The following is a 26,903-nucleotide window of genomic DNA, read 5'->3' on the forward strand; positions in this document are numbered from 1 at the left end:
GAAAGCGGCCCACCGAAATGAGCCGCTTTCGTTCTGTTTCTTACTGCGCGCCCGAAGGAGCGGTGTCAGGTAACGTCACAATGTGGAACCTCTACGGATCAGACGATTCTCCAAAACCGACGCGCTGATTTGCGATGTCGATGGCACCCTTGTCGATGTTCGTGACGTCCGCAGTCACGTCGAACGTCCAGCCGGTGAAGTGGACTTCAAGCCAAATTATGAGCGGTTTCACGCCGATTCGATCAACTCTCCGGCGCACCCAGAAGTCATACAACTCCTCAAGCACGCGCATGCTTGTGGGTTGACCATCCTGATCGTCACGGGTCGCGAGCAGAAGTGGTCATTCCTGACCACCACCTGGCTAGCCGAGCACGGCGTGCCGTATGACGAACTCATTATGCGCTCCCGAAATGACCCCAGGCCGGATGCGGTCGTCAAGACCGAGATGGTCCGAAGTATCGCTCTCCGATATAACACCCGGCTCGCTATCGATGACAGGCCAGCCATTGTCGAGGTGTGGCAGGGGGCCGGGATCCCAACAGCCTTAGTGACGGCATCTGGTTCATTAGGCGCGCTTGAATGGCCGGCTGGTCATGAGGCAGAGGACGATGTTCAGGCACTAGTTCGGGACGCCCTTCATAGATAGGCATCACGGTTGAGACCCGCGTCGAGCGAAGCCGCGCGCATGCGGTCCACTAATGTAAGGAGAACTTACGCCGAACCCGGGAACTCGAGGACTAGATGCCTGCACCTTTGTTTGGCGACACTCTATGGAGTGACTCGCTCGAACAGAAGGCACAGCGGGTCGCACCATTCCTTCGGTGGGCTGGCGGCAAACGATGGCTTCTCCCCCAGATTCTTGATCTCATCGGTGATTTGCCCGTGCGGCGATACCACGAGCCGTTTGTGGGCGGTGGATCTGTCTTCTTTGCACTCGATGTCTCGGAGCAGGCATTCCTGTCGGACTTGAACACCGACCTCATTGAGGTGTATCGGCAGGTCAGGGACCGCCCTTCGGACGTAACCGAGGAACTCACCAAGTACGAGAACACGTCCGCGGAGTATTACGCGGCGCGCGCTTCCTCACCGACCGCTGCGGTCCAGCGCGCAGCGCGGTTCATTTACCTGAACCACACCTCGTTCAACGGAATCTTCCGAGTGAACCTCAAAGGCGAATACAACGTTCCATTTGGCCACCGAAAGAACACAAACATGCCGGACGAGGAGTGGCTTCTCCAGGCAAGTGCGCGCCTGCAGGGTTCGGAACTCAACGGTGCCGACTTCGAACGTGCGTTGGGGGATGTCGAGGAAGGGGATCTTGTATTCCTGGATCCCCCCTACACAGTCGCCCACAATAACAATGGCTTTGTGAAGTACAACCAACACCTCTTCTCGTTTCAAGACCAGGAACGCCTCGCGATCGAAATCAAGAAGATTCGAGATGCAGGAGCGAACTACATCTTGACGAACGCTGCTCACATTTCTATCGAAAACCTTTTCTCGCCGTTGGGGCGCAAGTTGACAGTCAGTCGTCGGAATGTGATCGGCGGCAAGAACGCAACTCGTGGAAGCGCGGAAGAGTTTGTTTTCACAAACATTGGGGATAAGTGACCGAGGAAATTGCTCTCCTGCCACCCGCGAGCGTCAGTCGGGAGATCGCGCGCCGGCTTTCACCCTATGTGAGAGAAAAAATACCTACCGCGAGACAGATCGAGTACGAGAACGACGGCTGGGTCCTAGACAAGCAGCTCAAGTCACAGGTCTGGATGCGAAAGCTCAAGCGCCAGGAAATAGCGTTTGAAGACCAAGTGTGGGCGATGTGTGCACGCCTCGGGTTCGAGAGTCTAAGTCGAGATCGCCTGCTAAGTATCAGCTATGGAAAAAGCGACAACGAGACTAAGCAAATCGATGTTCTGGCCGCCGACGATGATGTCGTTCTCGTCATCGAGTGCAAGTCTTCTGCTGCCGAGCAAGCTCCGACCCATGCGTTCAAGACAGAGATAGAGAGCATCCAGGGGTACCGTGCTGGTCTCATCGGGACTATCCGCGCGCAGTTTCCAAACCACAAAGTTCGATTCGTTTTCGCCACGAACAACATAAATGTAAGCAAAGACACGCTCGAACGCATCGGGAACGCAGAGATTTCCTACCTGGATGAAGAGGCAATCTCCTATTATCACGAGCTGGCAAATCACCTTGGAAGCGCCGCCAAGTTTCAGCTTCTAGGCAACCTATTTCAAGGGCAACAGATCGCTGCTATGGACGCGAGTGTCCCCGCAATCCAGGGGCGCATGGGTGGTCTGACCTATTTCTCTTTCGCTATCGAGCCCGAGCGACTACTGAAAATCGCGTACGTGCTTCACCGCAACAACGCCAACCTCCGCTGGATGCCAACGTATCAACGGATCATTAAAAAGTCGCGGCTCAAGAAGGTCTCCCAGTTCGTGGAAGACGGAGGCTTCTTCCCAAACTCGCTCGTTGTCAACATCGACAACGGGGGCAAGAAGCTCAAGTTTGACCGGTCCGAAAAGCAATCGGGCACGACCACCCTCGGGATACTCCACCTTCCTCGTAAGTATCGGTCCGCATACGTGATCGACGGTCAGCACCGCCTCTACGGATTTGCCCATTCGGACCGCGCGGCAACAGAACTTGTTCCAGTCGTGGCGTTCGTCGATCTCCCCGGTGAAAAACAACTCGAACTCTTCATGCAGATCAATGAAAACCAACAAGCTGTTCCCAAAAACCTGCAGAACACTCTCAATGCGGATCTCCTCTGGACGAGTCCTGACAAGAAGAAGCAGGCGCATGCCCTAAAGCTAAAAATCGCGCAGCTCCTCGGGGAACAGAAGTCCTCACCATTGCGTGGACGCGTGATCATGGGCGAGGAACAAGCCAACGATCGTAAGTGCATCAGTCTCGACGCGATTCAACGAGGCATTGACCGCGGGCGCTTCATCGGTGAATTCACCGCCGCGGGGCCGAAAAAATTCGGATCCTTCTACCGAACGTCGAACGACGACACGTGCACTCCACTTGCAGAGTTCCTGGAGTTGTGTTTTGGATACCTACGTGATGAGATCCCAAAACAGTGGAACATCGGTCGTGGAGAGGGTGGCTTCGTCTTCACCAACGCCGGAACGGAAGGCCTTCTACGGCTCATCGGTGACGTGGTTGACCACCTCAGGGATCAGGGACGGCTAGAGCCTCGAGATGCAACGCCCCAAGAGGTCTTTGCGCAAGTGAGAGGTCTACTCGAACATGCGGTGGCGTACATTGTAGGACTCACTGTGGACGAGGCGGCCGAGTTCAGAGGATGGTTGGGAAGTGGCGGACCCACAAAGTATCTGCGTAAGTTCCAGGCTGCAATCCACACTGCTGTGCCCGTTTTTGAGCCCGAGGGCTTGGCCGAATGGACTACCGATCAGGCCAAACAGTTCAATGCGGATTCCTACTCGATGGCCCATGCCATTGAAGCTCATTTGAACGCAGACATTCGGCAGCGACTCGAGGACAAGTTCGGATCAGACTGGTACAAGCTTGGGGTTCCGAAAAAGGTCTACCAAGATGCGCAGAGCCGTGCTGCCGAGAAGCAATACGAAGCAGCACCAGGCGTCAAAATCGACTGGTGGGATTGCCTTTACTTGATCAACTACAGAGAAGTACTCGTGCACGGGAACATGACGCTTTGGAATGAGCTCTACAACGATGCCTACACTCTGCCAAGCGACAAGAAAGCTTCTAGCTGGAAAGACAAGTCAGGCTGGATGATTCAGCTCAACGACATCCGTAACAAGATCTCGCACAATGGGACTGTCACGGAAGAAGAGTACGAGTTCCTACATGCCATGCATTCTCATTTTGGGCTTGCCAGCTCAAGCTAGGTAGATAGGCAAGGCGACCTACTGCGCCGGATTTAGAAGCGCAATTGCTCTCTCAGCAGGACAGCGTGAGCGCTCTAGGTTACAGACAGGTCTGTCGCACGGTGGATACTCGCACCGAGCCCTCGGCGGTCTTCAGCGATGGGGCTTGGCCGAAAGTCCCAAAGATCACATCGATTTGCGGCGCACCACTAGGCAGTTCACGGATTGCCTTGACAGTCTCCGAGGTGCACCTTCTAGGGAGGCCGGTAGGCGACACGCGCTGGGCGGTAGCGACCGCTCGAGGTTCGGGCACGGTTCGTGAAAACTCACGCACGTAAGCCGTGGCGAGTGCGCGCAAGTGTAGATTGCGCGTCAATCGCACTCTGCAGGAACCCACGTGGGGCGAGAACCAACGAAAGCGGCCCACCGAAATGAGCCGCTTTCCTACTGTGCGCCCGAAGGGATTCGAACCCCCAACCTTCTGATCCGTAGTCAGATGCTCTATCCGTTGAGCTACGAGCGCAGTGGTGCCGTTCGAACTTGGCGCTCGAAGACAACTTAGAAACTATAACAGTTTTTACGGACTGTCTCGTTCGAGAGCGGCGACGGCCGGCGTTCGGATCCCCAGCCAGGACACGATCCCGCCGGCGAACATCAGCACCGCGACGACGACCATCACCCGTTGGAAACCCGCCACATCGAGCCGGGCGCCGATGATCGTGCCGGCCAGGGCCACGGCGATGAGGCCGGCGACCCTGGCCACGGCGTTGTTGATGGCCGATCCGATGCCCGCCTGCTCGGCCCGGATCGACCCGAGCACCGCAGAGGTGAGCGGCGCCACCGTGATGGCCAGGCCCAGCCCGATCAGCACGATGGCGGGCACCACCTGCAGCCACACGTTGATCGGCGGCACGGCGGCCAGGAGCAGCAGGAAACCGGCCCCCGCGATTATCGGGCCGATGGCCATGAACCGGCGCGGGCCGTAGCGGCCGGCGAGGGTGCCGAACAGGGTCGCGAAGAGGAGCAGCATGAGCGTGGCCGGCACGCCCGCGATGCCCGCCGCGGTGGCGGAGAACCCGCCCACCTGCTGCAGATAGACGGAGAAGATGAAGAATCCCAGGCTCAGGGCCGAGTAGATGCCGACCGTGGCGATGTTGCCGACCCAGAAGTTGCGCACCCGGAACAGCCCGAGCGGCATCATCGGCTGCGGTGCCCGGGCCTCCCACCAGAGGAACGCGGCGAGCGCGAGCACGCCCACGATCAGTGGCGCGAAGACCACCGGGCTGCCCCAGCCCAGCCGGCCCTGCTCGATCAGCGCGAAGACGGGGGCGCCCAGACCGACGACGGCCAGGCCGGCTCCGACCAGGTCGATCCGGGCGGCCGGGCCCGTGCGCGCGCGCTCGTCGATCCTGGCCAGCACGATCAGGGTGACGACGATGGGAAGCACGTTGATCGCGAAGATGAAGCGCCAGCCGATCGTGTCGACGAGGATGCCGCCCAGCACCGGCCCGGCGATGCCGGCGATGCCGGTCCAGCCCGTCCACGCCCCGATCGCCTTGCCCTGCGCCGGACCGGAGAAGGTGGAGGTGATCAGGGCCAGGGAGCTCGGCACCAGCAGCGCGGCCGCCATGCCCTGCAGGATCCGGGCGACCACCAGCAACGTCCCCAGCGGTGCCACGGCGCAGGCCAGTGAGGTGATCCCGAACCAGATCAGGCCGACTCGGAGCACCCGAACCCGTCCGTAGGTGTCGGAGAGGGAACCGGCCACGAGGATCAGTGCGCCGAGGGAGAGCAGGTAGCCGTCGACCACCCACTGCTGCAGCGCCAGGTCGCCGCCGAACTCCCGCGCGATCGCGGGCAACGCGACGTTGATGATCGAGGCGTCGAGGAAGGCCACGAACGACGACAGGACGGCGACGATCAGGACGCGGCGCTGGCGGGGAGTCACGCCGCAGTTTAGCTCCGATGAACACGCCGGGGCAAAGGATCGCAGGCCGGCCGGGGCGCCGGCGGTCGAGACCCGGCGGTCGAGACCCGGCGGTCGAGCCCGGGTCGACGGGATTTTGACAAGCTCGACCACCGGGTCTCGACGAGCTCGACCACCGGGTCTCGACAAGCTCGACCACCGGGTCTCGACAAGCTCGACCACCGGGTCTCGACAAGCTCGACCACCGAGACACAAGCTCGACCACCGGGTCTCGACAAGCTCGACCACCGGGGCACGCCCTAGCCGACACCGGGGGCCGGTGCAAAACTGGCGCCATGACCCCGACCCGGAACAGCCAGGCATCCTTCGAATACGCCGGCCTACGCGCCCTGTTCATCAACTGCACCCTGAAACGCAGCCCCGAGGTCAGCCACACGCAGGGCATCATGAATCTCAGCGCGGCGATCATGCACGAGCAGGGCGTCTACGTGGAGACGCTCAGGGCGATCGACCACGAGATCGCCACCGGCGTCTACCCGGACATGACCGAGCACGGCTGGAAGACGGATGCCTGGCCCGCCCTCTTCGACAAGGTGCTCACCGCCGACATCCTTGTCATCGGCGGGCCGATCTGGCTCGGCGACAACGGGTCGGTGACCAAGCGGATCATCGAACGGCTCTACGCGATGAGCGGCGAGTTCAACGACAAGGGCCAGTACCTCTACTACGGCAAGGTCGGCGGGGCGATCATCACCGGCAACGAGGACGGCGTGAAGCATTGCGCATCGAACATCCTCTACAGCCTGCAGCACATCGGCTACACGATCCCGCCCGCGGCGGATGCCGGCTGGATCGGCGAGATCGGGCCGGGGCCGAGCTACCTCGACCCGGGCTCCGGCGGGCCGGAGAACGACTTCACCAACCGCAACACCACCTTCATGACCTGGAACCTCATGCACCTGGCCGCGATCCTGAAGGCCAACGGCGGGATCCCCGCCTACGGCAACCTGCGCCAGGCCTGGGACCAGGGTGAGCGGTTCGGCTTCCGGGCGAACCCGGAATACCGGTAGACAGAAGGAGGAAGACCGCATGAGCGCGATCCTGACCCACGACGTGCCGCTGCCGATGCCGCGCCGCCTGGACGTGCGGGTCACCGGCGGGACCGTGCGCGGCGTGCAGGAGGACGGCATGCTGGCCTGGCGCGGGATCCCGTACGCGGCGCCGCCGGTGGACGAGTACCGGTTCCGCGCCCCCCAGCCCGTTGTCGCGTGGGACGGCATCCGCGACGCGTCGACGTTCGGGCGGATCGCGCCGCAACCCTACAAGGGCCAGTTCAAGGGGGCCGGGCCGAAGGTGCCCGCCGGCGAGGACTGCCTGACCATCAACGTGCTGCGTCCGGCCGCGCCCTCTCGCAAACGCCTGGGCCGCCCGGTGATGGTGTTCATCCACGGCGGCGGTTACAGCGTGGGCTCGTCGCGGAAGTTCGCCGGCCGAGGCGAGCGCTTCGTGCGGAGCGGCCGGGTGGTCTACGTCAGCTTCAACTACCGGCTCGGCGCACTCGGATACCTGGACTTCAGCCGGTACTCGACGCCGGAGCGGCCCCTCGAGAGCAATCTCGGGCTGCGCGACCAGGTTGCCGCCCTTGAATGGGTGCGGGACAACATCCGTGCCTTCGGCGGCGACCCGCACAACGTGACCGTATTCGGCGAGTCCGCCGGCGGCAACGCGGTGATCACGCTGATGGCGACACCGAGCACCACGGGCCTGTTCGCCCGGGCGATCGCGCAGAGTGCCCCGACGAACGCCTCGTTCTCCACCGCGCTCACCGACGGCTGGGCCGCGGAATTCGTGGACGAGCTGCGGGCGATCACCGAGGTGCCCGGCGGGGAGCAGGCCGACCCGAACGCGCTGCTCTGCTCCGCGGAGGTCGCCGACCTGACCCGGGCGGCCGTGGTCGTGCAATCCCGGACCCCCGACGCCTACCCCGGCACCTTCTGCCTGGTGCCCGTGGTCGACGGCGACTTCCTGCCCGAGAGGCCGCTCGACGCGTTCCGGCACGGGCGGGCGCACCGGGTGCCGCTGATCATCGGCACGAACGAGCGGGAGGGTTCCCTGTTCCGGGGCCGGGTGGACATCCTCCCCCGCTCCCCGTGGCGCATCGTGTCCGTCTACGACAACGCCCCCGCGTCCTCGCACGACGCCATGCGGGCGGTGTACTCCCGGCTGCCGGCGAACCGGTCGGCCGTCGACTTCGGCGGTGATTTCGTGTTCTGGTACCCGAGCGTGCAGATCGGCGAGCTTCACTCCCGGGTGGCGCCGGTCTACGTGTACCGCTTCGACCTGGCACCCCGGCTCATGCACCTGCTCGGTATCGGCGCCACCCACGGCCTGGAACTGTTCGCCCTGTTCGAGCAGGTCGACGCCCCCTTCGCCCGGGCGATGAGCCTGCTCGGCGGCCGCGCGGCATTCATCGGCGCGGGGGAACGGATGCGGCGGCACTGGCTGCGCTTCGCCGTCACCGGCCGGCCAGACGGCAACTGGCCGGACTACTCCGAGCCCGATCGGCTGACCCTGATCTTCGATGAAGAGGACCGGGTCGAGTCGGACCCGCGCCGGGAACGGCGTGCGGTCTGGCAGAGCTTCATGCCCGAGTTCTGACTGCGCCCAGAGTTGATGCCCAGGTCGACGGCGTGCAGGTCGATACGGGCGAGTTCCTCGTCGTCGAAGGCGAGGTTGTCCACGGCGTCAAGGTCCGTCTCCAGCTGGGCGACGGATGACGCCCCGAAATGCGCGGCGCAGGGTGTCACGCTGCGTCTCCCTCGCAGTGGTGTCACCGAATTGCTGCCAGAGCCCCAGGGAGATCGTGCTGGCACACTTCGGCGCGCGTCCCGAGCCGGTGGTCGAGCTCGTCGAGACCGGCTCGCGTCACGTGATTTCGACAGGCTCAATCACCGGCGGGGGCGGCCCGATCACCGGTGGTCGAGCTCGTCGAGACCAGCTCGCGCGATCAGCGGTGGTCGAGCTCGTCGAGACCAGCTCGCGTCACGTGATTTCGACAGGCTCAATCACCGGCGGTCGAGCTCAATCACCGGTCGGGCGGCTCGATCGCCGAGCGGACTACTCCCGGGACCGGCCCGGCGAGCGGACGCGCAACCCGACGGCCTCGGCGCCCTGGAGCTGACGGGGGTCGTACGAGATGTACTCGTCCGCTCCCGCTTGGAGCGCGGCGGCGATATGGAGCGCGTCCAGGCTTCGCAGGGTGCTTCCGGGCAGCGTCCCTGCCTCCCGGAAGAGGTTTCGGTCCATCTCGATCATCGCCAGTCGTATGAGCACGTCGCTGGCCGCAGCCTGCGGTATGCCCACGCGCGTGGCCATGCGCCGCAGTTCGGTTTCCACGAGTAGCGCCGACACGATCTCGGTGTCCATTCGCCCGATCAGGTCGTCGAGGTGCGCCCGGAGCGCACCGCTCTCCGGTTCGTCGGCGAGGAGTTTGCCTGCAGCCGAGGTGTCCAGGTAGGCGATCAACGCTCGGCGCGCAGTTCGTTCAGCGCTGCCTCGGTGGTCATGGTGATCGCGAAGCGCGGCAGGCCTGAGAAGCCGCCGCGGATGAGCGCGGGCCTGAAGCGAACACCACCGAGCGGAGCGACGGGGGGCGGGGAGAGGACCGCGACGATGTGGCCGTGGTTGGTGACCTGCAAAGTCTCGCCGTCCTGGACAGCGCGCAGGATCTCCGCACTCTTGTTGCGCAGGTCCCGGTGTGGGATCGTCCGTGTCATGGCGCAACTGTAGCAGTCGTAGCAGTTAGCAGGCGAGGGTCAGGGCAGGGTCTCGACAGGCTCGACCACCGAGGTGGGCGCAGGCGAGGGGGGTCTCGACAGGCTCGACCACCGAGACAGGCTCGACCACCGAGACAGGCTCGACCACCGAGGTGGGCGCAGGCGACGGGGGTCTCGACAGGCTCGACCACCGAGACAGGCTCGACCACCGAGAGGACTCAGCGGGTGACGGCGCGGACGGGCTGAGGGAGGCGCGCAGCCAGCCACGCGTCGAGTGCGGCGGCGGGAACGGGCCGGGACATGTGGTAGCCCTGGGCCTGGTCGCAGCCGTAACCGTAACCGACGAGCATGGAGTAGGCGATGCCGTCTTCCACTCCCTCGGCGACCATGCGCAGGTTCAGGCTGTGGGCGAGCGCGATGGTCGACTCGACCAGGGCCGCGGCCCGAGGGTCGTCGGCCATCGTCATCACAAAGGACCGGTCGAGCTTCAGCTCGTCGAGGGGCAGATCCCGCAGATAGGCCAGTGAGCTGTAGCCGGTGCCGAAGTCATCGACGGCGAGCCGGATGCCGGCGGCGCGCAGCCGGGTCAGGATGGCGCGGGCGCGCACGCTGTCGATCATCAGGAAGTCCTCGGTGATTTCGAGCATGAGCACCGAGGGCGACAGGCCACGGGCCACGATCATCGCGCCGATCCGTTCGGGCAGGTCCTGTTCGACCAGGGAGCTGGCGGACATGTTGACGGCGACCGTGAGGGGCCGACCCGCGGCCTGCCAGGTGGCCGCTTGATCCAGGGCCTTCCCGAGCACCACCTGGGTCAGTCGGCCCATCAGACCAGCCTCCTCGACCAGTCGCAGGAACGAGTCCGGATACAGCAGGCCGCGGCTTGGGTGGTTCCACCGAACCAGGGCTTCGACGTCGTGAACGATCCCGGTGTCCAGATCGACCTTGGGCTGGAAGTGCACGACCAGCTGGTCCGTCCGCAGGGCGAGACGCAGTTCCTCCGCGGTGCGCAGCCGGGCGTCGCCGTGACTGTCGTCGTCGTTTCGGTAGACGTGGTGTCCCGAGCGGGTTTCCTTGGCCTTGTACATGGCCATATCGGCCTTGCGCATCAGGGTGCCCAGATCCGTGCCGTGCTCGGGGGAAATGGCGATGCCGATGCTGACGCTGGCCTGCACCGCGATTCCCGCCAGCGTGAACGGCGCCACCAGGGCGGCGCGCAGTTTCACGGCGACGGTCGCGGCGCGGTCCTGATCGGTGTGATCGAGGAGGATCGCGAACTCGTCCCCGCCGAGCCGGGCGAGCAGATCGCCCGCGCGCAGCTGCTCAGACAGGCGCCGGCCTGCCCCGACCAGGAGCTGGTCCCCCACCTCGTGCCCGAGGCTGTCGTTGACGTCCTTGAACCGGTCCAGATCCAACAGGAGCAGGGCGCTGTGCCGGTCGGCGCCCGCCAGGAGTCGGGCCGGCGCATCCGCGTACAGTGCCCGCCGGTTCGGCAGACCGGTGAGGTCGTCGGTGCGGGTCTGCACGCGCAGCACGGCCATCCGGGTCAACTGACGGAAGGTCAGTTGGAAACGCACGGCGGTCACCACCAGCGTCAGCGTCGCCAGCCCGACCGCCAGATCCATGACGTCCACCTGACTGCTCAGCACCAGGACACCGACGGCCGCCGTCGAGGCGACAGCGGGCACGATCAGGGCGCGCCCTCTCGTGCCGGCCTGCCGGTGGGGAGTGTCTGGACGAGTCGATCCGTCGACCCACAGCGCGGCAAGGGTGAGGCCGATGGCCCAGCCTGCGTCAACGATGGTGCCGATCACATAGGTGTCCGTGAGCACGCGCAGAGCGTAGACGACGTCGGCGGCGGCGAAGACGAGGAGCCCGATGACCAGGAGCGTCCAGCGCCGGCCCAGGACGAGACCCTGGGATGCGGCGAGCCCCACCACGGCAGCGACCAGCAGCAGGTCGAACAGCGGGTACGCGACCGCGACGGCGGTCGCCAACGACAGTGGGGCGTCGGCCTCCGACGCCAGAACCGGGGCGATCAGCACGGTGAGAACGGCGGCCGCGCCGAACGCACCCACCGCGCTGTCCAGAACCACCGAGAACGACATGCTGCGCAACTGAGGGCGCACCAGTTCCGCTAGGGCGGCCAGCATCAGCGGGTAGAACAGCAGATAGCCGACATCGGTCGGGCCGGGGAACGGCAGCGACGACGCTCCGGCCAGGGACGCGACGTAGATCTGATTGGCGGCCGCGAACGCCGTCACGGCCGCCGCGGCCAGGACGACGTAGCTGCGCCGGAACCTGGTGCGGTACGCCGCCACCCAGCAGACCAGCGCCGGCACCCATTCGGTGAGTGTGCCCAGCCCGCCGTCGACCACCGGGCTGAAGCCGTCGCCGTGGTTCAGCAACCCGATCACGTAGGCGATCGCCAGGAGTCCGGAGGACCAGATCGGCCAGCTCGCGCGCCCGCGCAGATCAGCCGTGAGCCGACGAATGTCGACCGTGCGTTTCGGTGCAGCCATCAGCCCCCCTGTTGGCCTCAATCTACCAGTTGATCGGGCGGATTGTCGGTCGGGACATCCGTCGGCGTACCCCAGAATTGGGAGCCGAACGCCGAGGTCCGCCGCGCCGCCCGAGACGGACGAAGCGGCTGGGCACGCCCCGCGGAGGCCCAAACGGTAGACTTGCCGGGCCAAGCATCCGCTATCCCTGGGAGAACGCCTCGTGACCGCTGTTTCCACTTCATCCTCCCGCGGCGTCGCCGACACCGTGACCAACGCGATCGCGACACCTGACAAAGAGCAGCCGTTCGACGCGCTCGGCCTGACCCCGGGCGAGTACGCGGAGATCCGCACCATTCTCGGCCGCCGCCCCACCTCGGGCGAGCTCGCGATGTACTCGGTGATGTGGAGTGAGCACTGCTCCTACAAGAGCTCGAAGAAGTACCTGCGCCAGTTCGGTGACAAGGTCTCCCCCGCGATGAAGAAGAACCTCATGGTCGGGATGGGCGAGAACGCCGGCGTGCTCGACGTCGGCGAGGGCTGGGCGGTCACGTTCAAGATCGAATCGCACAACCACCCCTCCTACATCGAGCCGTTCCAGGGCGCCGCGACCGGCGTCGGCGGCATCGTGCGCGACATCATCTCGATGGGTGCCCGCCCGGTCGCGGTGATGGACGCCCTCCGCTTCGGCGACATCGACGACCCTGACACCGCCCGTGTCGTGCACGGCGTCGTGTCCGGCATCTCGTTCTACGGCAACTGCCTCGGTCTGCCCAACATCGGCGGCGAGACCTGGTTCGACAGGGTCTACCAGGGCAACCCGCTCGTCAACGCGCTCTCGGTGGGCGTGCTGCGGCACGAGGACCTGCACCTGGCCAACGCCACCGGCGCGGGCAACAAGGTCGTGCTGTTCGGGGCGCGCACCGGCGGAGACGGCATCGGCGGGGCATCCATTCTCGCCTCCGATACCTTCTCCGACCCTTCGACAGGCTCAGGACAAGGGGCGGACAAACCCACCAAGCGGCCCGCCGTACAGGTCGGCGACCCGTTCGCCGAGAAGGTGCTGATCGAGTGCTGCCTTGAGCTGTACCGGGAGAAGCTCGTCGAGGGTATCCAGGACCTGGGCGCCGCGGGCATCTCCTGCGCGACCAGCGAGCTCGCCTCCAACGGCGACGGCGGCATGTTCATCGAGCTCGACAAGGTGCTGCTGCGCGACCCGACTCTGACCGCCGAGGAAATCCTGATGAGCGAGAGCCAGGAGCGGATGATGGCCGTCGTCACCCCGGAGAAGCTCGCCGGTTTCCTCGCCGTCACCGCGAAGTGGGACGTGGAGACCAGCGTGCTCGGCGAGGTCACCGACTCCGGCCGGCTCATCATCGACTGGCACGGCGAAGAGATCGTCAACGTGGACCCGCGCACCGTCGCGGTCGACGGCCCGGTCTACGACCGTCCCGTGGCCTACCCGGCCTGGCTCGACGCGCTGCAGGCGGACACGGCATCCGCTCTGCCCCGCCCGGTCTCGCCCGAGGTGCTGCGCGAGCAGTTCCTCGCCCTGCTCGGCTCGCCGAACCTGGCCGACCCGAGCTGGATCACCGACCAGTACGACCGGTACGTGATGGGCAACACGGCCCTCTCGTTCCCCGACGACGCGGGCATGATCCGGATCGACGAGGAATCGGGCCTCGGCTTCGTGATCGCCACCGACGCGAACGGCCGCTACTGCCAGCTCGACCCGTACCGCGGCGCGCAGCTCGCCCTCGCCGAGGCGTACCGCAACGTGGCCGCGACCGGCGCGGTTCCGGTGGGCATCAGCGACTGCCTCAACTTCGGCTCGCCGGAGAACCCCGAGGTGATGTGGCAGTTCGAACGCGCCGTCACGGCGCTGGCCGACGGCTGCCTCGAACTGGAGATCCCGGTCACCGGCGGCAACGTCTCGTTCTACAACCAGACCGGCGATGCGCCGATCCACCCGACCCCGGTCGTGGCCGTGCTCGGCGTGATCGACGACGTCGCCCGGCGCGTGCCCAGCGGCTGGCAGGACGACGGCCACAACATCTACCTGCTCGGCATCACCCGTGAGGAGCTCGACGGCTCCGCCTGGGCCGGCGTCATCCACGACCACCTGGGCGGCGTTCCGCCGATGGTGGACCTTCTTGGGGAGGCGACTCTCGCCGGGCTGCTGCACGCGGCGTCGGTCGAGGCGCTGATCGACAGCGCGCACGACCTCAGCACGGGAGGCCTCGCGCAGACGCTCGCCGAGGCGGTGCTCCGGTTCGGGGTCGGCGCCCGGGTGTGGCTCGGCGACATCTGCGAGCGCGACGGGGTGGACGCATCCGTCGCCCTGTTCTCGGAGTCGGCCGGCCGCGTGGTCGTGTCGGTGCCGCGGGAGGACGACGTGAAGTTCCTCGGCCTGTGCGAGGGGCGCGGCTACCCGGTGCTGCGCATCGGCGTGACGGATGCCACGGCGCCGGTGCTCGAGATCCAGGACTACTTCACGGTGTCGCTGGCCGACCTGCAGTCCCGCCACCGCGGCACCCTGCCGTCCCGCTTCGGCGCCTAGCCTCCTGTTCCTCCTGTTCCTCCGTTCTCGCGGCTGAGGGGGAAGGGAATCTTCGTGACGGACTCCGAGGCCGACCAGAGTCGGGCGGCCAGCGGCTGGTCCAGGGAGGTGCGGGTGGGGGTTTGGATCGTCGGGGCGCCGCGGGTGAGGAAACGGGGGCCGTAGTACTGGCCGCCGCGGGCATCCGGGTCGGTGGCGGCGAGCACGGTCGGCCAGGCGCCGCGGTCCTTGCCCTGGGCCACCAGACTCTGCAGGTTGTCGACGAAACGAACGCCGCGGCTGGGCTCGCTGACCCCGCGGATGCCGGGCGTCAGCCCCGAGATCGAATAGCCCGGGTGCGCGACCAGCGATGCGACCCCGAGGGGGCCGCCGGCATCCGCTGCCCGCAACCTGCGGTCGAGCTCGAACCCGAACACCTGCAGCGCGATCTTCGACTGCGCGTAGGCGGTCCACTGCTTGTAGCCGGCCTTGAGCTGCAGGTCCTCGAGCGTGGAATCGATGATGCGCGAGATCATCGAGCCGAGGGAGACGACCCGGCTGCCTGGCGTGCGCCGCAGCGCCGGCAGCACCTGCGCGGCGAGCGCGAAATGACCGAGGTAGTTGGTGGCGAGCACGAGTTCGTTGCCGTCGACGCTGACCTCCCGGGTGCGTGGCGGGTGCACGATCCCGGCGTTGAGGATGAGCCCGTCGATTGCAGGGAGTTCCAGCAGGGTCTCGGCCGCCCGCCGCACGGAGGCCAGGTCGGCCAGATCGAGCGACACGGTCGACACGGATGCCCCGGGCACCCTCCCGCGGATGGCCGCGGCGGCGGCCCCTGCCCTGTCCGGGTCGCGGCAGGCGAGCACGACGTGGGCGCCGGCATCCGCCAACTGCTCGGCGGTGAAGTAGCCGAGCCCCGTGTTGGCGCCCGTGATCACGAAGGTCTTGCCGGCCTGGCCGGGGAGGCGTCGCGGGTTCCAGGTCACGAGGCGGGGTTCGTCCCGGTCGCGGCCGACCCCGCGGCGCGCGCGCCGCCGTTCGCATTCTCGGTGCCGGCGATCTGCTCGTGGTGGTGGATCACCTCGGCGATGATGAAATTGAGGAACTTCTCGGCGAACGCCGGGTCGAGTCGCGCCTCCTCGGCGAGGCCGCGCAGGCGCTGGATCTGCAGGAGTTCACGGGTCGGGTCCGCCGGCGGCAGGCCGTGCGCAGCCTTGAGCCGGCCGACCTGCTGGGTGAACTTGAAGCGCTCGGCGAGCAGGTGAATCAGCGCGGCATCGATGTTGTCGATGCTCTGCCGGATGCTGCCCAGCTCGTCGATCGCATCCTGCCCCGCGTCCGCGGACGATTCCTCTGCTGCTGCCATGGTTCGACGATACCGTGCGGTCGAAATCACCGCCGACTTCGACCTTTCCGGTCGAGGTTGACCGGTGTGCGGGTCGGGCTGGACCGGAATGGTCGATCTCGGCGCGGGGGCTGCTCGGCGCGGGGAGGGACGCGGAGAGGGACGGGGGCATCAGGGACGGGGAGGTCAGGGACGTCGGGGGCATCGTCGCGGGGAACCGCACCGCGAGCCGCACCCGGACGGGGCGGCGGCAGCCGGAGTCGCTTCTGGGCCAGCAGGATGCCGAAGAGCACCAGGGCCGCGCCGAGGGGCTCGTGCCAGGACAGGGTCTCGCCGAGCAGGAGTACGCCGAGCAGCACGCCGACCACGGGCGTGACGTAGGTGACCGTGGACGCGTTGGTCGGCCCCCAGGCGCGCAACACGTTGATGTTCCAGATGTACGCGACGCCGGTGCCCAGCGCCCCAAGCGCGACCAGGCTCAGCACGATCGGCACGGTGAGAGCCACCGGATGCCACGCCAGCACCGGGGTGAGCAACAGCATGATCGCCCCGCCGAGCCCGATGTTGAGCAAGGCAAAGGTCGCTCCCGCGATCGGCCGGCCGCTGAGGAACCGGCGGGTGTAGCCGAAGGTGAAGCCGTAACAGACCGCGGCGCCGAGGCAGGCGAGCTGGCCCCAGAGGTCGCCGGTCAAGGCCGCGTAGCGCCACGGGCCGATGATCACGCCCACGCCGAGGATGCCCACCAGCACACCGACCACCTGGCCGCGGACGAGCCGCTCCACCCGGAAGGCGAGAGTGGCCATCAGCGCCGTCATGATCGGGGTGACGGCGTTGTAGATGCTCGCCAGGCTGGACGACACGTACTGCTCCGCCCACGCGAACAGAAGGTGAGGGATGACGCATCCGGTGATCGCGATCACAAGGAAGTGCAGCCAGACGATGCCCTCGCGTGGCAGCACCGGGCCGTTCTTCACGCGGGGCCGGGTGACGAGCACGATCAGGCCCAGCGTGAGGCCGCCGAGCACGAGCCGGGACCACGCCACCTGGCCGAAGCTGACCCCGGCCAGGGCGACCTTCATGAACAGGAAACTGGAGCCCCAGACCACGCCCATGCCCAGGAACTGGAGGGTGACGATGGTCTTGCCTGCCGCCGGAGTGTCGATCACCTGCCGACCCTATCGCGGCCAGGCGCGACCCGCGGCGGATCCCACGTCGACGGCCGAAACCCGCCGAGTTCTACCTTTCCGGTCGAGGTTGACCCGCCCACCGGTCGATCTCGACCGGAAAGGTCCATCTCGGCGGGAGGGACGGGCCGGACGTAGGACAAGAGGAAGAGCAAGAGCAGGAGCAGGAGCAGAAAGTGCTCAGCTCAGCTGGCCGACTCGGTAGTGCACCGCCTGGGTGCCGTAGCCGTCGAGCCTCGCCCGGAGGCCAGCCTGCACCCGCGGCCACTCGTCCTCGAGCACCGAGTACACCACGGTGTCGCGCCAGGATCCGTCGGCGCGGCGCCGCTCCCGGCGGATGGTGCCCTCGTAGGTGGCGCCGATGCCGGCGATGGCCGCGCAGGAGCGCAGGTTGAGCGCGTCGGCCTGGATCTTCACCCGGCCGAACCCGTGCTCAAAGGCCAGGCCCAGGAGCAGGAGCTTGGCTTCGGCGTTGACGGCGGTGCCCCAGACCCTCGGGTCGTAGGCGGTCCAGCCCAGGTGCGCGGTGCCGTTGGCCAGATCGAGGTCGCCGAGGGTCGAGGTGCCGACCAGGTCCCCGTCGTGCGGGCCGCCGATCAGGCGCACCGCGTAGGGCAGCCCCGCCCACTGGTAGTACCCGAGGGCCCAATCGATGAAATCGCCGAGGCCGGTGCGCAGCCCGGCCGGGCCGCCGCCGTAGCCGTCGGCGAACACTGCCGGTTTGGCGATCGCCCGGTGCAGCTCGGGCAACAGCAGGCGCGTCAGCGGCTCGAGCTGCAGGTACTCGCCCGCGATCGTCGCGGGCACCGGACGAAGGGCGCTCATCCCGACATCCTGGCAGGAGAACGTGACCGTGCGGTGAACGGATGCCGACGAATCAGGTCGCGTCGCATCCGTTCTGCCGCGTCGAATTCGACGGACTTTTTGCCGATTCCGGACCAGAATCAGCGTCGCCAGGCCCGTTTTCGGGAAAATCTCCGTCGAATTCGACAGGGGTGAACGGGTCAGGGGGGAACTGGCCGGTCCTGCCGACCTCGATCAGTCGACGAGGTCGTGCCGGGAGATGATCGCTTCGCGGCCGGGGCCGACGCCGATCGCCGAGATGCGGGCGCCGCTCATCTTCTCGATGGCGAGCACGTAGTCCTGGGCGGCGCGGGGCAGGTCCTCGAAGGTGCGTGCACCCGTGATGTCCTCGGTCCAGCCGGGGAAATCCTCGTAGATGGGCTTCGCGTGGTGGAAGTCGGACTGCGAGACCGGCACCTCGTCGAAGCGCACGCCGTCGACGCTGTAGGCGACGCAGACCGGGATGACGTCGAGTCCGGTGAGCACGTCGAGCTTGGTGAGCACGAAGTCGGTGACACCGTTGATCCGGGCCGTGTAGCGGGCCACCGGGGCGTCGTACCAGCCGCAGCGGCGAGGGCGACCGGTGGTGGTGCCGAACTCGAAGCCGTTCGCGCGGAGGAACTCGCCCGACTCGTCGAATAGCTCGGTCGGGAACGGGCCGGCGCCGACGCGGGTCGTGTACGCCTTGACGACGGCGATGATCCGGTCGATCCGGTTCGGGCCGATGCCTGAACCGGTCACCGCGCCGCCGGAGGTGGCGTTCGAGGAGGTGACGAACGGGTAGGTGCCGTGGTCGACATCCAGCATGGTCGCCTGGCCGCCCTCGAACAGGACCGTCTTGCCGTCGGTGAGCGCCTGGTGCAGCAGCAGCGCGGTGTCGGCGACCATCGGGCGCAGTCGTTCCGCGTAGCCAAGCAGGTCCTCGACGATCTCGTCGACGGAGATCGCTCGGCGGTTGTAGACCTTGACCAGCAGGTGATTCTTCTGGGCGAGGGCGCCCTCGACCTTCTGGCGCAGGATGTTCTCGTCGAACAGGTCCTGCACGCGGATGCCGACGCGGTTGATCTTGTCGGCGTAGGTCGGGCCGATGCCGCGCCCGGTGGTGCCGATCTGGCGCTTGCCGAGGAAACGCTCGGTGACCTTGTCGACCGTGCGGTGGTACTGGGTGATGATGTGCGCGTTGGCGCTCACCCGGAGCCTGGAGACGTCCACCCCGCGGGAGATGAGTGCGTCGAGCTCCTCGAACAGCACCTCGATGTCGACGACCACGCCGTTGGCGATGATCGGCGTGACCCCGGGGGTCAGGATGCCGGAGGGCAGCAGGTGCAACGCGTACTTCTCGGTGCCAATGACGACCGTGTGGCCGGCGTTGTTGCCGCCGTTGAACTTGACGACATAGTCGACCCGGCTGCCGAGAAGGTCAGTCGCCTTGCCCTTGCCCTCGTCGCCCCACTGGGCTCCGATCAAAACAATCGCTGGCATATCAGTTCTCTCCTCGGATGAAGAACGCCTCGGTGGGCGGGGCCGGGTCGTTGGCGCGGTATCCGTCTGGCGTAACGGCTTCCTGCTCGATGCGGCTGATCACGGTGTGGTCGGCGTCGTTCAGAAAGGTGGTGAGGCGGTCGAACTCGTCGTTCTCGCCGATCTCCCGGGCGGCCCGGCGAAGCGCGTACAGTGCGCGGAGCACACCGCGGTTGGGTTCGTGGGTCCACCGGACGGGACCGTGGCCGCGCCAGCCTGCCTTGCGCAGCGCGTCGAGGCCGCGATGGTAGCCGACCCGCGCGAAGGCGTAGGACTCGATCGTGCGGCCCTCGAGGTGGGCGACATCGGCGAGCACGGCCCAGGCGAGGGACGAGGTCGGATGCGCCGCCACGACGGAGGCGAGATCGGCGCTGCCGGTTCGTCGGAGAGCCTCGATCACCTCCGGTTCCGCGGGAAGAAGGGTCTCGGGCTGCTCAATCAAATTGTCGCCGGTCACACTCGATCTTATCGCGGACCGGATGCCGCCTTGTCGGTCGGTCGTGACGATGGGTGTGCGGCGGGGATCTCGACAAGCTCGATCACCGGGGGCCGGGCCGAACAGCGGGTGAGGCACCGGGTCAGTCGCCGAGCAGGCCGTCGGAGAAGGAGTCCAGGATGGCGGCCGAGACCTCGCGTCGCGGTGCCGATCAGGGTCGAAGACGAGCCACTCCAGGCCCGACATCAGGACGGCCCCGAACACGCTCGACGCCATCAGACCGCACGTTCCGTCGTCCCGGCTGCCCGGATTGACTTCGTAGATCGCCTCCGCGAAGACCGCGAGGGCCTCGTGCCTGAGCGCGAACAGGGTCTTCTGCCAGGTGCGGTCGGTGCGGAAGATCTCCGACGCCATCAGCTTGGCCAGGGCGGTGTTGGAGGCGATCCGGTCGAGCAGCGCCGCGATCAGGGCCTCGAGCGCGGCGCGCCCGTGCAGGCCGGCCCGCGCCTCCCTGAGGGTGTCGGCGAGCGCGCCGACCCCCTCCTGGAGGAGCTCCTCGAACAGCCGGTCCTTGCGCAAGCCGCGAGCCGCGCCGCCGGGCCCGCCGGGATCGACTGGCTGCCCGGCGAAACGGATGCCCCTGCCGCGGTCGTCGTCGCATTCCACACCGACCCGGCGGCCTTCGTCGCCGAGCTCCCGACGTTGGCCGGATGCATCCGTCCGGCCGGCATGGCGTGGATCGCCTGGCCGCGTAAGGCGGCCGGTCACCGGAGCGAGATGACCGAGAACCTCATCCGGGACGCCGCGCTGACGCTCGGGATCGTGGACGTGAAGGTCGCGGCGCTGGACGACGACTGGTCGGGCCTGAAGATCGTCTGGCGCCGCGAACTCCGGTGAGGGCGGCTCCCGTCACTCCGTCTCGGGGGTCGTCGGCAGCGTCGACCAGCGCAGCAGCGCAGCAGCGGTGGAGTCGTCGGGAAGCTCGCCGTGCGACACGACCACCACCCGCGCGTCGGTGAGGGTGGCGGCCCTGGCCAGGGCGTCCGAGGCGGCGACCACTCCCAGCTCGCCGGCGCCGAGGGCATCCGCCGACGAGCCGGAGACCCACGGCTCCCGATCGAGGGCGATCAGGGTGGTCCCGGACAGACCCGCAGGGTCCAGGATGAGCACCTCCACCTGACCCTGCTGAAGCGAGCGCACCACGGCGGCGAAGTCGATCTCGGCCAACCCGTCTCCTCGCCCGGACTCCAGGCGTTCGAGGGCGTCGTACTCGTCCTGGGCGAGGATCGACGCGATGTGCCGGTCGAGGTCTTCCTCCAGTTCACGGGTGGTTGCGCCGCCCGGCCGGGTGTTCGTCGGCACGACGGCGAGGATGTCCCTGGTCGCGGGAGCGAGCTGGGCAACGAGGAGTTGGCGGGCGCGCACGTCCCCCGTCACGACCAGGAGCTCGGCCGCACTGTCCCGCACGATTTCGTCGATGGCGTCCGCCACCTGACCCTCGTTGCGCTTCCAGATCTCCTCGGTGTCGCGCTGGAAGCGGGAGTTGGACAGGAAGCCGACCTGCACCTTGGTGATGTACTCGGTGTCACCCTGGACGTCTTCCTCCGCCACCGGGTCGGCCTGGCTCAGCCGGAACAGCCGGATTTCGCCTCCGTCACGGCCCACCTCGGCCACCACGTAGCTCAGGTCCCTCGGCCGCTGGGTGAACAGCGGGATCAGGCTGGGAACGGGGCCGTGGGACGCGATCAGATCGCCCAGGGGTTCCCCGGGCAGCAACTCGTTGAGCTCGACGTTTCCGTCGCGCACGACCATCAGCCGGCTGATCTTCCCCGGAACGCCCGGCGGTTCCTCGACCAGTTCGATGATGGTGTCCGCGTCCACGGACGGCGCACCGACGCCGTCCAGCGCGTCCCGCAGGGTGCGGTGCCGGATGGCGGACGTGCGGCGGGGGTCCTCGCCGGCCTGGGTGACATCCGCATAGACCGTCGAAACCGAACCGGGCCGGCGATACAGGTCCGCCAACCCCTCATTTCCGAAGTCTGCCATGGCCGGAGTCCCTTCTCACGATGTGTACCCATTCGCCACGCTAGCCCGCGGTCCGAGGGTCCACAACCCTGCCGGAAGGCCCTGTTCGGGTCCCGGCGGAGCCGTCAGATCGCGGTCTGCTGGTGGGCTGCGACGCACCAGCCGCCGTCGGCGAAGACGTAGGTCGTGGCCGCATTCACCTCGGTCGTCGCCTCGCCGCGGCGGGCCACCAGGCGGTAGACGAGGATGCCGGCGTGGTCGTTGATCCGGATCACGGCGGGCTCGCGCAGCTGGTAGCTGTCGATCGGGACGGCGGCTGCGAACGCGGCGATCACCTGGTCCCGGGTGATGACCCTCCCGGGCAGGATCAGGAGCGCGTCCCTGGTCATCGTGCGGCGGTAATACTCTCCGCCTCGGCCGGCGAGGATCGCCTGCCAGCCCTCCTGCTCCTCGTGAAGCAGGCGGGCGGGGAGATCGTCAGTGATCGCAGTCATGACCCCACGCTAGCCCCTATCCGCGGCGGATGCCTCGCCTCTTTCGAGCGACCGGGGCAGCACCGGCGCGGCTGCGGCGCGGCTCAGAACCGGTGCTGGAGCACCCAGTCGTGCATGGTCACGGCGGCCGCGGCCGAGGCGTTGATCGACCGGGTCGAGCCGAACTGGCTGATCTCCACCACGGCCTCGGCGGCGTCGATCGCCTCCTCGGAGAGTCCGGGGCCCTCCTGCCCGAACAGGAGAACGCAGCGCTCGGGGAAGCGGAAGGTCTCGATGATGACGCTGCCGGGCACGTTGTCGACGGCGATGATCGGAAGCCGCTCGCCCGTAGCCCACGCGACGAACGCCGCGACATCCGGGTGGTGCAGCACATGCTGGTAGCGGTCGGTGACCATCGCGCCGCGCTTGTTCCAGCGCTTCCGGCCGATGATGTGCACGGTGTCGGCGGCGAACGCGTTGGCGCTGCGCACGATCGAACCGATGTTCATATCGTGCTGCCAGTTCTCGATGGCGACGTGGAACGGATGCCGCTTCTCGTCCAGGTCGGCCACGATCGCCGCCATCGACCAGTACCGGTACCGGTCGATCACGTTGCGGGTGTCGCCGTGCTCGAGCAGCTCCGGGTCGTAGATCGACTCCTCCGGGAGGTCGCCCTGCCACGGGCCGACGCCGTGGGTGGACAGTTCTGGCGTCGGATTCAGTTGCTCGGTCACGGTCCAACCGTATCCCGCGTCTGCCCGCCCCTGTGTGACGCTGCCCGCCCCATCCTGACCCGGGCTCACCGTCGCCGAGTTCTACCTTTCCGGTCGAAACCGACAGGTGCGCAAGTCGGCTTCGACCGAAAAGGTAGAACTCGGCGCTGTTCTCCCGCGACGGGCCGTTCGTGTGCCACAGCAGGCAGACCGGCGGCATCGTCCCGGCTGACGAACACAATTGGTTGGGTCCCTGGCCCAGTTCGGGCTTTCGGCCTGCCTAAATCTCGGCTAGCCTTTTAGGCATGCCTCAAACCCTGCCCGCCGCCCCTGACCGCGAACTGGCCCACGCGCCGACCACCGTGGCATCCGCCCGGCTGCTGTGGCTGCTCGGACCGGCCCTCGTGGCCGGCGTGGCCTACCTCGACCCCGGCAACGTCGCCAGCAACATGACGGCCGGCGCCCGCTACGGCTACCTGCTGGTCTGGGTGGTGGTGGCGGGCAACGTGATGGCCTGGCTGATCCAGTATCTCTCGGCCAAGCTCGGCATCGTCACCGGGACGAGCCTTCCGGAGATCCTGGGGCTGCGCATCCGTCGGCCGCTCGCCAGGCGACTCTATTGGCTGCAGGCCGAGCTGGTGGCGATGGCCACCGACCTGGCCGAGATCATCGGCGGCGCGGTCGCCCTCAACCTGCTCTTCGGGCTGCCGTTGCTCGCCGGAGGAGTGATCACCGGTGTCATCTCGATGGTGGTGCTGGCCGTTCAGTCCCGCCGCGGTCCGCGCGTGTTCGAGCGCGTCATCGTCTCGCTGATGCTGATCATCGTCGTGGGCTTTTCCGCCGGAGTGTTCCTGGCTCCGCCGGATGCCGGAATGATCGTCGGCGGGCTGCTGCCCCGCTTCGAGGGCAGCAACTCCGTGCTCCTGGCGGCATCGATCCTCGGCGCCACGATCATGCCCCACGCCATCTACGCTCACTCCTCGCTCGCCCGCGATCGCTTCCCCGAGTGGCAGGGCCAGACGGCGACGCGACGGCTGCTCTGGGCCACGAAGTGGGATGTCACCATCGCCATGGCCATCGCGGGGACAGTCAACCTCGCGATCCTGCTGCTCGCGGCCTCCGCCTTGCAAGGCGTGGAGGGAACCGACACGCTCCAGGGGGCGCACTCGGCCCTGCAGAGCACTCTCGGCACGGGCGCCGCCACGATCTTCGCGGTCGGCCTGCTGGCCTCCGGGTTGGCGTCAACCTCGGTCGGCGCCTACGCCGGCGCCGAGATCATGCACGGCCTGCTTCGCATCCGGATGTCCATCCTGCTCCGGCGCCTGATCACGCTGATCCCGGCGCTGCTGATCCTGGGTGTCGGTTTCGATCCGACCGAGGCGCTCGTACTGAGCCAGGTCGTGCTGTCGTTCGGCATCCCGTTCGCGCTCATCCCGCTGGTCTGGCTCACTGCCCAGCGCGGGATCCTCGGGACCTTCGCCAACCGCTGGTTCACCACCGCAGCCGGAATCCTGTGCGCGACACTCCTGGTCGCGCTCAACGTGGTGCTCCTCGTTCTCGTCTTCACCGGGGCCTGAGCCGTGAAAATGTCGACCACCCCGGCGGTGGAGGACTACCTCAAGACCATCTATGCCCACACCGAATGGCAGCCAGAGCCGATCACCCCCTCAGTGCTCGCCGCGCGCCTCGGGGTGGCGCCGTCGTCCGTCACCGAGATGGTGAAGAAACTCGCCGGGGCTGGCCTGATCACGCATGTGCCCTACGGGCCGCTCCGGCTCACCCCCGCGGGCTTCCTCGGCGCGAGCGCCGTGGTGCGCCGGCACCGCCTGGTCGAGACCTGGCTCGTGCGCGAGATGGGCTACGACTGGGACCAGGTGCACGACGAGGCGGAGATCCTCGAGCACGCCCTCTCCGACCGGCTCCTCGAGGCGATCGACGTGCGGCTCGGCCGCCCGGGCTCCGACCCGCACGGCGACCTGATCCCGGCCGCGGACGGCAGCCTGGTGCGCGTCCCCGCGATCCGTTTGGCGGATGCCGCGCCCGGCCACGCGGGGACGGTGCTGCGGATCAGCGACCGCGACCCGGCCATCCTGCGCGATCTCGCCGCCGATTCGATCGGGCCGGGCAGCGCCTTGACCGTGCTCGAGTCGTGCGCGGTGCGGTTGCCGGGTGGGAGCATCCGACTGCTCGCCCCCGACGCCGCCGCGTCGATCTGGCTGACGAAGTGACCGGACGGAAACCTGTCCCGGCTAGGCTTGGGACGACCCTGAGGAGCGCCCAATGACACGCCGCGACGAGATCGAATGCTGGCTCACCGACATGGACGGTGTGCTCGTGCACGAGAACAGTCCGCTGCCCGGTGCGGCCGACCTGATCCAGAACTGGACCGATGCCGGAACGCCGTTCCTCGTGCTCACCAACAATTCCATCTTCACCCCGCGGGACCTGAGCGCCCGCCTCCGCGCGTCGGGCCTGATCGTGCCAGAGGAGCGGATCTGGACATCCGCCCTGGCCACCGCCGACTTCCTGAAGTCGCAGGCGCCGGGCGGCACCGCCTTCGTCATCGGCGAGGTCGGGCTGACGACGGCCCTGCACGAGGCCGGCTTCATCATGACCGAGACGAACCCCGACTACGTCGTCGTCGGTGAGACCCGCAACTACTCGTTCGAGGCGATCACCAAGGCCATCCGCCTGCTGCTGGCCGGCGCTCGCTTCATTGCGACGAACCCGGATGCGACCGGCCCCAGCGCCGACGGGCCGATGCCCGCGACGGGTGCGATCGCCGCCCTCATCTCGAAGGCGACCGGCATGGAACCGTATGTCGTCGGCAAGCCCAACCCGATGATGTTCCGCTCGGCGATGAACAAGATCGGCGCGCACTCGGAGAACACGGCCATGATCGGCGACCGGATGGACACCGACATCGTCGCCGGGATCGAGGCCGGGCTGCACACGATCCTGGTGATGACCGGGATCAGCGACGAGGCCGAGGTTCGCCGGTACCCGTTCCGCCCCGACGAGATCATCTCGGGCGTGCACGAACTCGTCGCGCGCGAACCGCTGCTGTCGGACGAGGTTTAGGAGCCAGCGGCCGCCGTCAGCCGGCGGGGGCCGGTCCGGGTCCGGCGACGCTCTTGGAGAGCGGCTCGCCCGACGACCGACTGACGAAGCAGTAGTAGTAGTGCGGCCCCTTCGCCCACTGTTCCTCGGTGATGGGGTAGCTTCCCTGCACCTGCACGTCGGGGAATTCGGCGGCGGCGGGCAGGTCGATCACTCCGGTCGCGCTGCAGAGCAGGTTGATCTGTGAGGCCAGGGCTTCCTCTCCGGGGAACGCGGCGGCGGCATCCCCGGGAAAGGTTCCCCGGTAGACCAATTGGGCGGCGTGCGGCGCGGCGCAGTCCGCGACCGTGAAGTCTTCTTCCCACGGTGACAGATAGGGCTGCAGGCATTCGCCGCCGAAGAGGGTGTTCCACTTGTGCACGCCGACCGGCTGGGGTCCGGTGGGCTCCGGGGTGGCCGTGGGGGTCGGCGCGGCGGTCGGGGTCGCGGCGGCGCTGGACGTGGCCACGGCGGCCGGCGTGGTGCCGCCGACGAGTTGCCGACCGAGGAAGAAGAGGCCGACCAGCACGATCACGGCGAGCAGGGCGCCGGCGATCCAGAGCAGTCGGGGCGGAATCCCGCCGAACATCCCCGGGCCGGACGGCCGGCCACCGCCGGGACCGCGGCGGCGCACGGGGGCGGCAGGGCCGGCTGCACC

Annotated in this window: 22 protein-coding genes, 1 tRNA gene and 1 pseudogene; 9 read left to right on the forward strand and 15 right to left on the reverse strand. The window is 67.2% G+C overall.

Translation table 11 applies throughout. The annotated features are described in order from the left end of the window. The first annotated feature begins 82 nt into the window (after window positions 1-82). From E3T48_RS12120 to E3T48_RS12130, 3 genes are all read left to right on the forward strand, one after another. Window positions 83-646, forward strand: coding sequence for a phosphatase domain-containing protein (locus E3T48_RS12120; protein ID WP_134524308.1), 564 nt, complete (start codon window positions 83-85; stop codon window positions 644-646). A gap of 95 nt (window positions 647-741) precedes the next feature. After that, window positions 742-1,611 carry a DNA adenine methylase gene (locus E3T48_RS12125; RefSeq protein WP_134524309.1) on the forward strand — a complete coding sequence of 290 codons (870 nt, stop codon included), beginning with the start codon at window positions 742-744 and terminating at the stop codon, window positions 1,609-1,611. After that, window positions 1,608-3,884, forward strand: coding sequence for a DGQHR domain-containing protein (locus E3T48_RS12130; protein ID WP_134524310.1), 2,277 nt, complete (start codon window positions 1,608-1,610; stop codon window positions 3,882-3,884). The genes E3T48_RS12125 and E3T48_RS12130 overlap by 4 nt, the downstream gene beginning before the upstream one ends. A 429-nt stretch (window positions 3,885-4,313) precedes the next feature. On the opposite strand, the gene E3T48_RS12135 is transcribed toward E3T48_RS12130, so the two are convergent. Continuing rightward, a tRNA-Arg gene (locus E3T48_RS12135) sits at window positions 4,314-4,386 on the reverse strand. Between the two features lie 54 nt (window positions 4,387-4,440). Continuing rightward, a complete protein-coding gene (locus tag E3T48_RS12140) occupies window positions 4,441-5,811 on the reverse strand; it encodes an MFS transporter (RefSeq protein WP_241986797.1) in 1,371 nt (456 codons plus the stop codon). Between the two features lie 314 nt (window positions 5,812-6,125). Here E3T48_RS12140 and E3T48_RS12145 point away from each other — a divergent pair, with 314 nt between their 5' ends. Together E3T48_RS12145 and E3T48_RS12150 are read left to right on the forward strand one after the other, a co-directional pair. Then, window positions 6,126-6,860 carry a flavodoxin family protein gene (locus tag E3T48_RS12145; protein WP_134524312.1) on the forward strand — a complete coding sequence of 245 codons (735 nt, stop codon included), beginning with the start codon at window positions 6,126-6,128 and terminating at the stop codon, window positions 6,858-6,860. Between the two features lie 19 nt (window positions 6,861-6,879). Beyond that, the gene (locus tag E3T48_RS12150) at window positions 6,880-8,448 is read left to right on the forward strand and encodes a carboxylesterase/lipase family protein (RefSeq protein WP_134524313.1); all 1,569 of its coding nucleotides are present in this window, start codon (window positions 6,880-6,882) and stop codon (window positions 8,446-8,448) included. A gap of 459 nt (window positions 8,449-8,907) precedes the next feature. Here the strand turns inward: E3T48_RS12150 and E3T48_RS12160 are convergent, their stop codons facing one another. The 3 genes from E3T48_RS12160 to E3T48_RS12170 all read right to left on the reverse strand — a co-directional run bounded on the left by E3T48_RS12160 (window position 8,908) and on the right by E3T48_RS12170 (window position 12,088). Continuing rightward, entirely contained in the window at window positions 8,908-9,315 is a 408-nt protein-coding gene (locus tag E3T48_RS12160; RefSeq protein ID WP_134524314.1) for a type II toxin-antitoxin system VapC family toxin, read from the reverse strand. Then, window positions 9,312-9,566, reverse strand: coding sequence for a type II toxin-antitoxin system Phd/YefM family antitoxin (locus tag E3T48_RS12165; protein WP_134524315.1), 255 nt, complete (start codon window positions 9,564-9,566; stop codon window positions 9,312-9,314). Before E3T48_RS12165 ends, E3T48_RS12160 begins: the two co-directional genes overlap by 4 nt. Window positions 9,567-9,784: 218 nt before the next feature. Beyond that, window positions 9,785-12,088 (reverse strand): putative bifunctional diguanylate cyclase/phosphodiesterase, encoded by a 2,304-nt coding sequence (locus E3T48_RS12170; RefSeq protein ID WP_134524316.1) that lies wholly within the window; start codon window positions 12,086-12,088, stop codon window positions 9,785-9,787. 202 nt (window positions 12,089-12,290) lie between these two features. On the opposite strand from E3T48_RS12170, the gene purL reads away from it, so the two are divergent. After that, a complete protein-coding gene (purL, locus tag E3T48_RS12175) occupies window positions 12,291-14,627 on the forward strand; it encodes a phosphoribosylformylglycinamidine synthase subunit PurL (RefSeq protein ID WP_134524317.1) in 2,337 nt (778 codons plus the stop codon). Here the strand turns inward: purL and E3T48_RS12180 are convergent. The 9 genes from E3T48_RS12180 to E3T48_RS12225 all read right to left on the reverse strand — a co-directional run bounded on the left by E3T48_RS12180 (window position 14,624) and on the right by E3T48_RS12225 (window position 23,167). After that, window positions 14,624-15,592, reverse strand: coding sequence for an SDR family NAD(P)-dependent oxidoreductase (locus E3T48_RS12180; protein WP_134524318.1), 969 nt, complete (start codon window positions 15,590-15,592; stop codon window positions 14,624-14,626). The two genes, purL and E3T48_RS12180, sit on opposite strands and share 4 nt — an antisense overlap. Continuing rightward, window positions 15,589-15,972 (reverse strand): chorismate mutase, encoded by a 384-nt coding sequence (locus E3T48_RS12185; protein WP_134524319.1) that lies wholly within the window; start codon window positions 15,970-15,972, stop codon window positions 15,589-15,591. Before E3T48_RS12185 ends, E3T48_RS12180 begins: the two co-directional genes overlap by 4 nt. Window positions 15,973-15,998: 26 nt before the next feature. Beyond that, window positions 15,999-17,117 carry a DMT family transporter gene (locus E3T48_RS12190; RefSeq protein WP_241986798.1) on the reverse strand — a complete coding sequence of 373 codons (1,119 nt, stop codon included), beginning with the start codon at window positions 17,115-17,117 and terminating at the stop codon, window positions 15,999-16,001. 198 nt (window positions 17,118-17,315) lie between these two features. Then, window positions 17,316-17,960 carry a GNAT family N-acetyltransferase gene (locus E3T48_RS12195; protein WP_134524320.1) on the reverse strand — a complete coding sequence of 215 codons (645 nt, stop codon included), beginning with the start codon at window positions 17,958-17,960 and terminating at the stop codon, window positions 17,316-17,318. A gap of 213 nt (window positions 17,961-18,173) precedes the next feature. Next, window positions 18,174-19,460: an adenylosuccinate synthase gene (locus tag E3T48_RS12200; protein WP_134524321.1), complete on the reverse strand. Its 1,287-nt coding sequence runs from the start codon at window positions 19,458-19,460 to the stop codon at window positions 18,174-18,176. Between the two features lies 1 nt (window position 19,461). Beyond that, entirely contained in the window at window positions 19,462-20,703 is a 1,242-nt protein-coding gene (locus E3T48_RS17635) for a DUF3151 domain-containing protein (protein ID WP_420898376.1), read from the reverse strand. A gap of 141 nt (window positions 20,704-20,844) precedes the next feature. Continuing rightward, window positions 20,845-21,981 (reverse strand): baeRF2 domain-containing protein, encoded by a 1,137-nt coding sequence (locus tag E3T48_RS12215; protein ID WP_134524322.1) that lies wholly within the window; start codon window positions 21,979-21,981, stop codon window positions 20,845-20,847. Between the two features lie 104 nt (window positions 21,982-22,085). Beyond that, window positions 22,086-22,454: a DUF4440 domain-containing protein gene (locus E3T48_RS12220; protein WP_134524323.1), complete on the reverse strand. Its 369-nt coding sequence runs from the start codon at window positions 22,452-22,454 to the stop codon at window positions 22,086-22,088. A gap of 83 nt (window positions 22,455-22,537) precedes the next feature. Beyond that, complete coding sequence (locus E3T48_RS12225; RefSeq protein WP_134524324.1) at window positions 22,538-23,167, reverse strand: TrmH family RNA methyltransferase; 630 nt, start codon at window positions 23,165-23,167, stop codon at window positions 22,538-22,540. Window positions 23,168-23,451: 284 nt separating this feature from the next. Between E3T48_RS12225 and E3T48_RS12230 the strand changes: the two genes are divergently transcribed. Genes E3T48_RS12230 through E3T48_RS12240 form a run of 3 tightly spaced genes read left to right on the forward strand, consistent with a single transcriptional unit; the run spans window position 23,452 to window position 26,227 of the window. After that, on the forward strand, window positions 23,452-24,723 hold the full coding sequence (locus tag E3T48_RS12230; RefSeq protein WP_134524325.1) for an Nramp family divalent metal transporter: 1,272 nt from the start codon (window positions 23,452-23,454) through the stop codon (window positions 24,721-24,723). Between the two features lie 9 nt (window positions 24,724-24,732). After that, window positions 24,733-25,374 (forward strand): metal-dependent transcriptional regulator, encoded by a 642-nt coding sequence (locus E3T48_RS12235; protein ID WP_134524333.1) that lies wholly within the window; start codon window positions 24,733-24,735, stop codon window positions 25,372-25,374. A gap of 52 nt (window positions 25,375-25,426) precedes the next feature. Next, window positions 25,427-26,227, forward strand: coding sequence for an HAD-IIA family hydrolase (locus E3T48_RS12240; RefSeq protein WP_134524326.1), 801 nt, complete (start codon window positions 25,427-25,429; stop codon window positions 26,225-26,227). A 16-nt stretch (window positions 26,228-26,243) separates the two neighbouring features. Here E3T48_RS12240 and E3T48_RS16790 read toward each other — a convergent pair. Further along, window positions 26,244-26,903: pseudogene (locus E3T48_RS16790) on the reverse strand (septum formation family protein); the annotation flags it as partial.

The sequence above is a fragment of the Cryobacterium fucosi genome (assembly GCF_004403515.1).
Classification (GTDB): Bacteria; Actinomycetota; Actinomycetes; order Actinomycetales; family Microbacteriaceae; genus Cryobacterium; species Cryobacterium fucosi.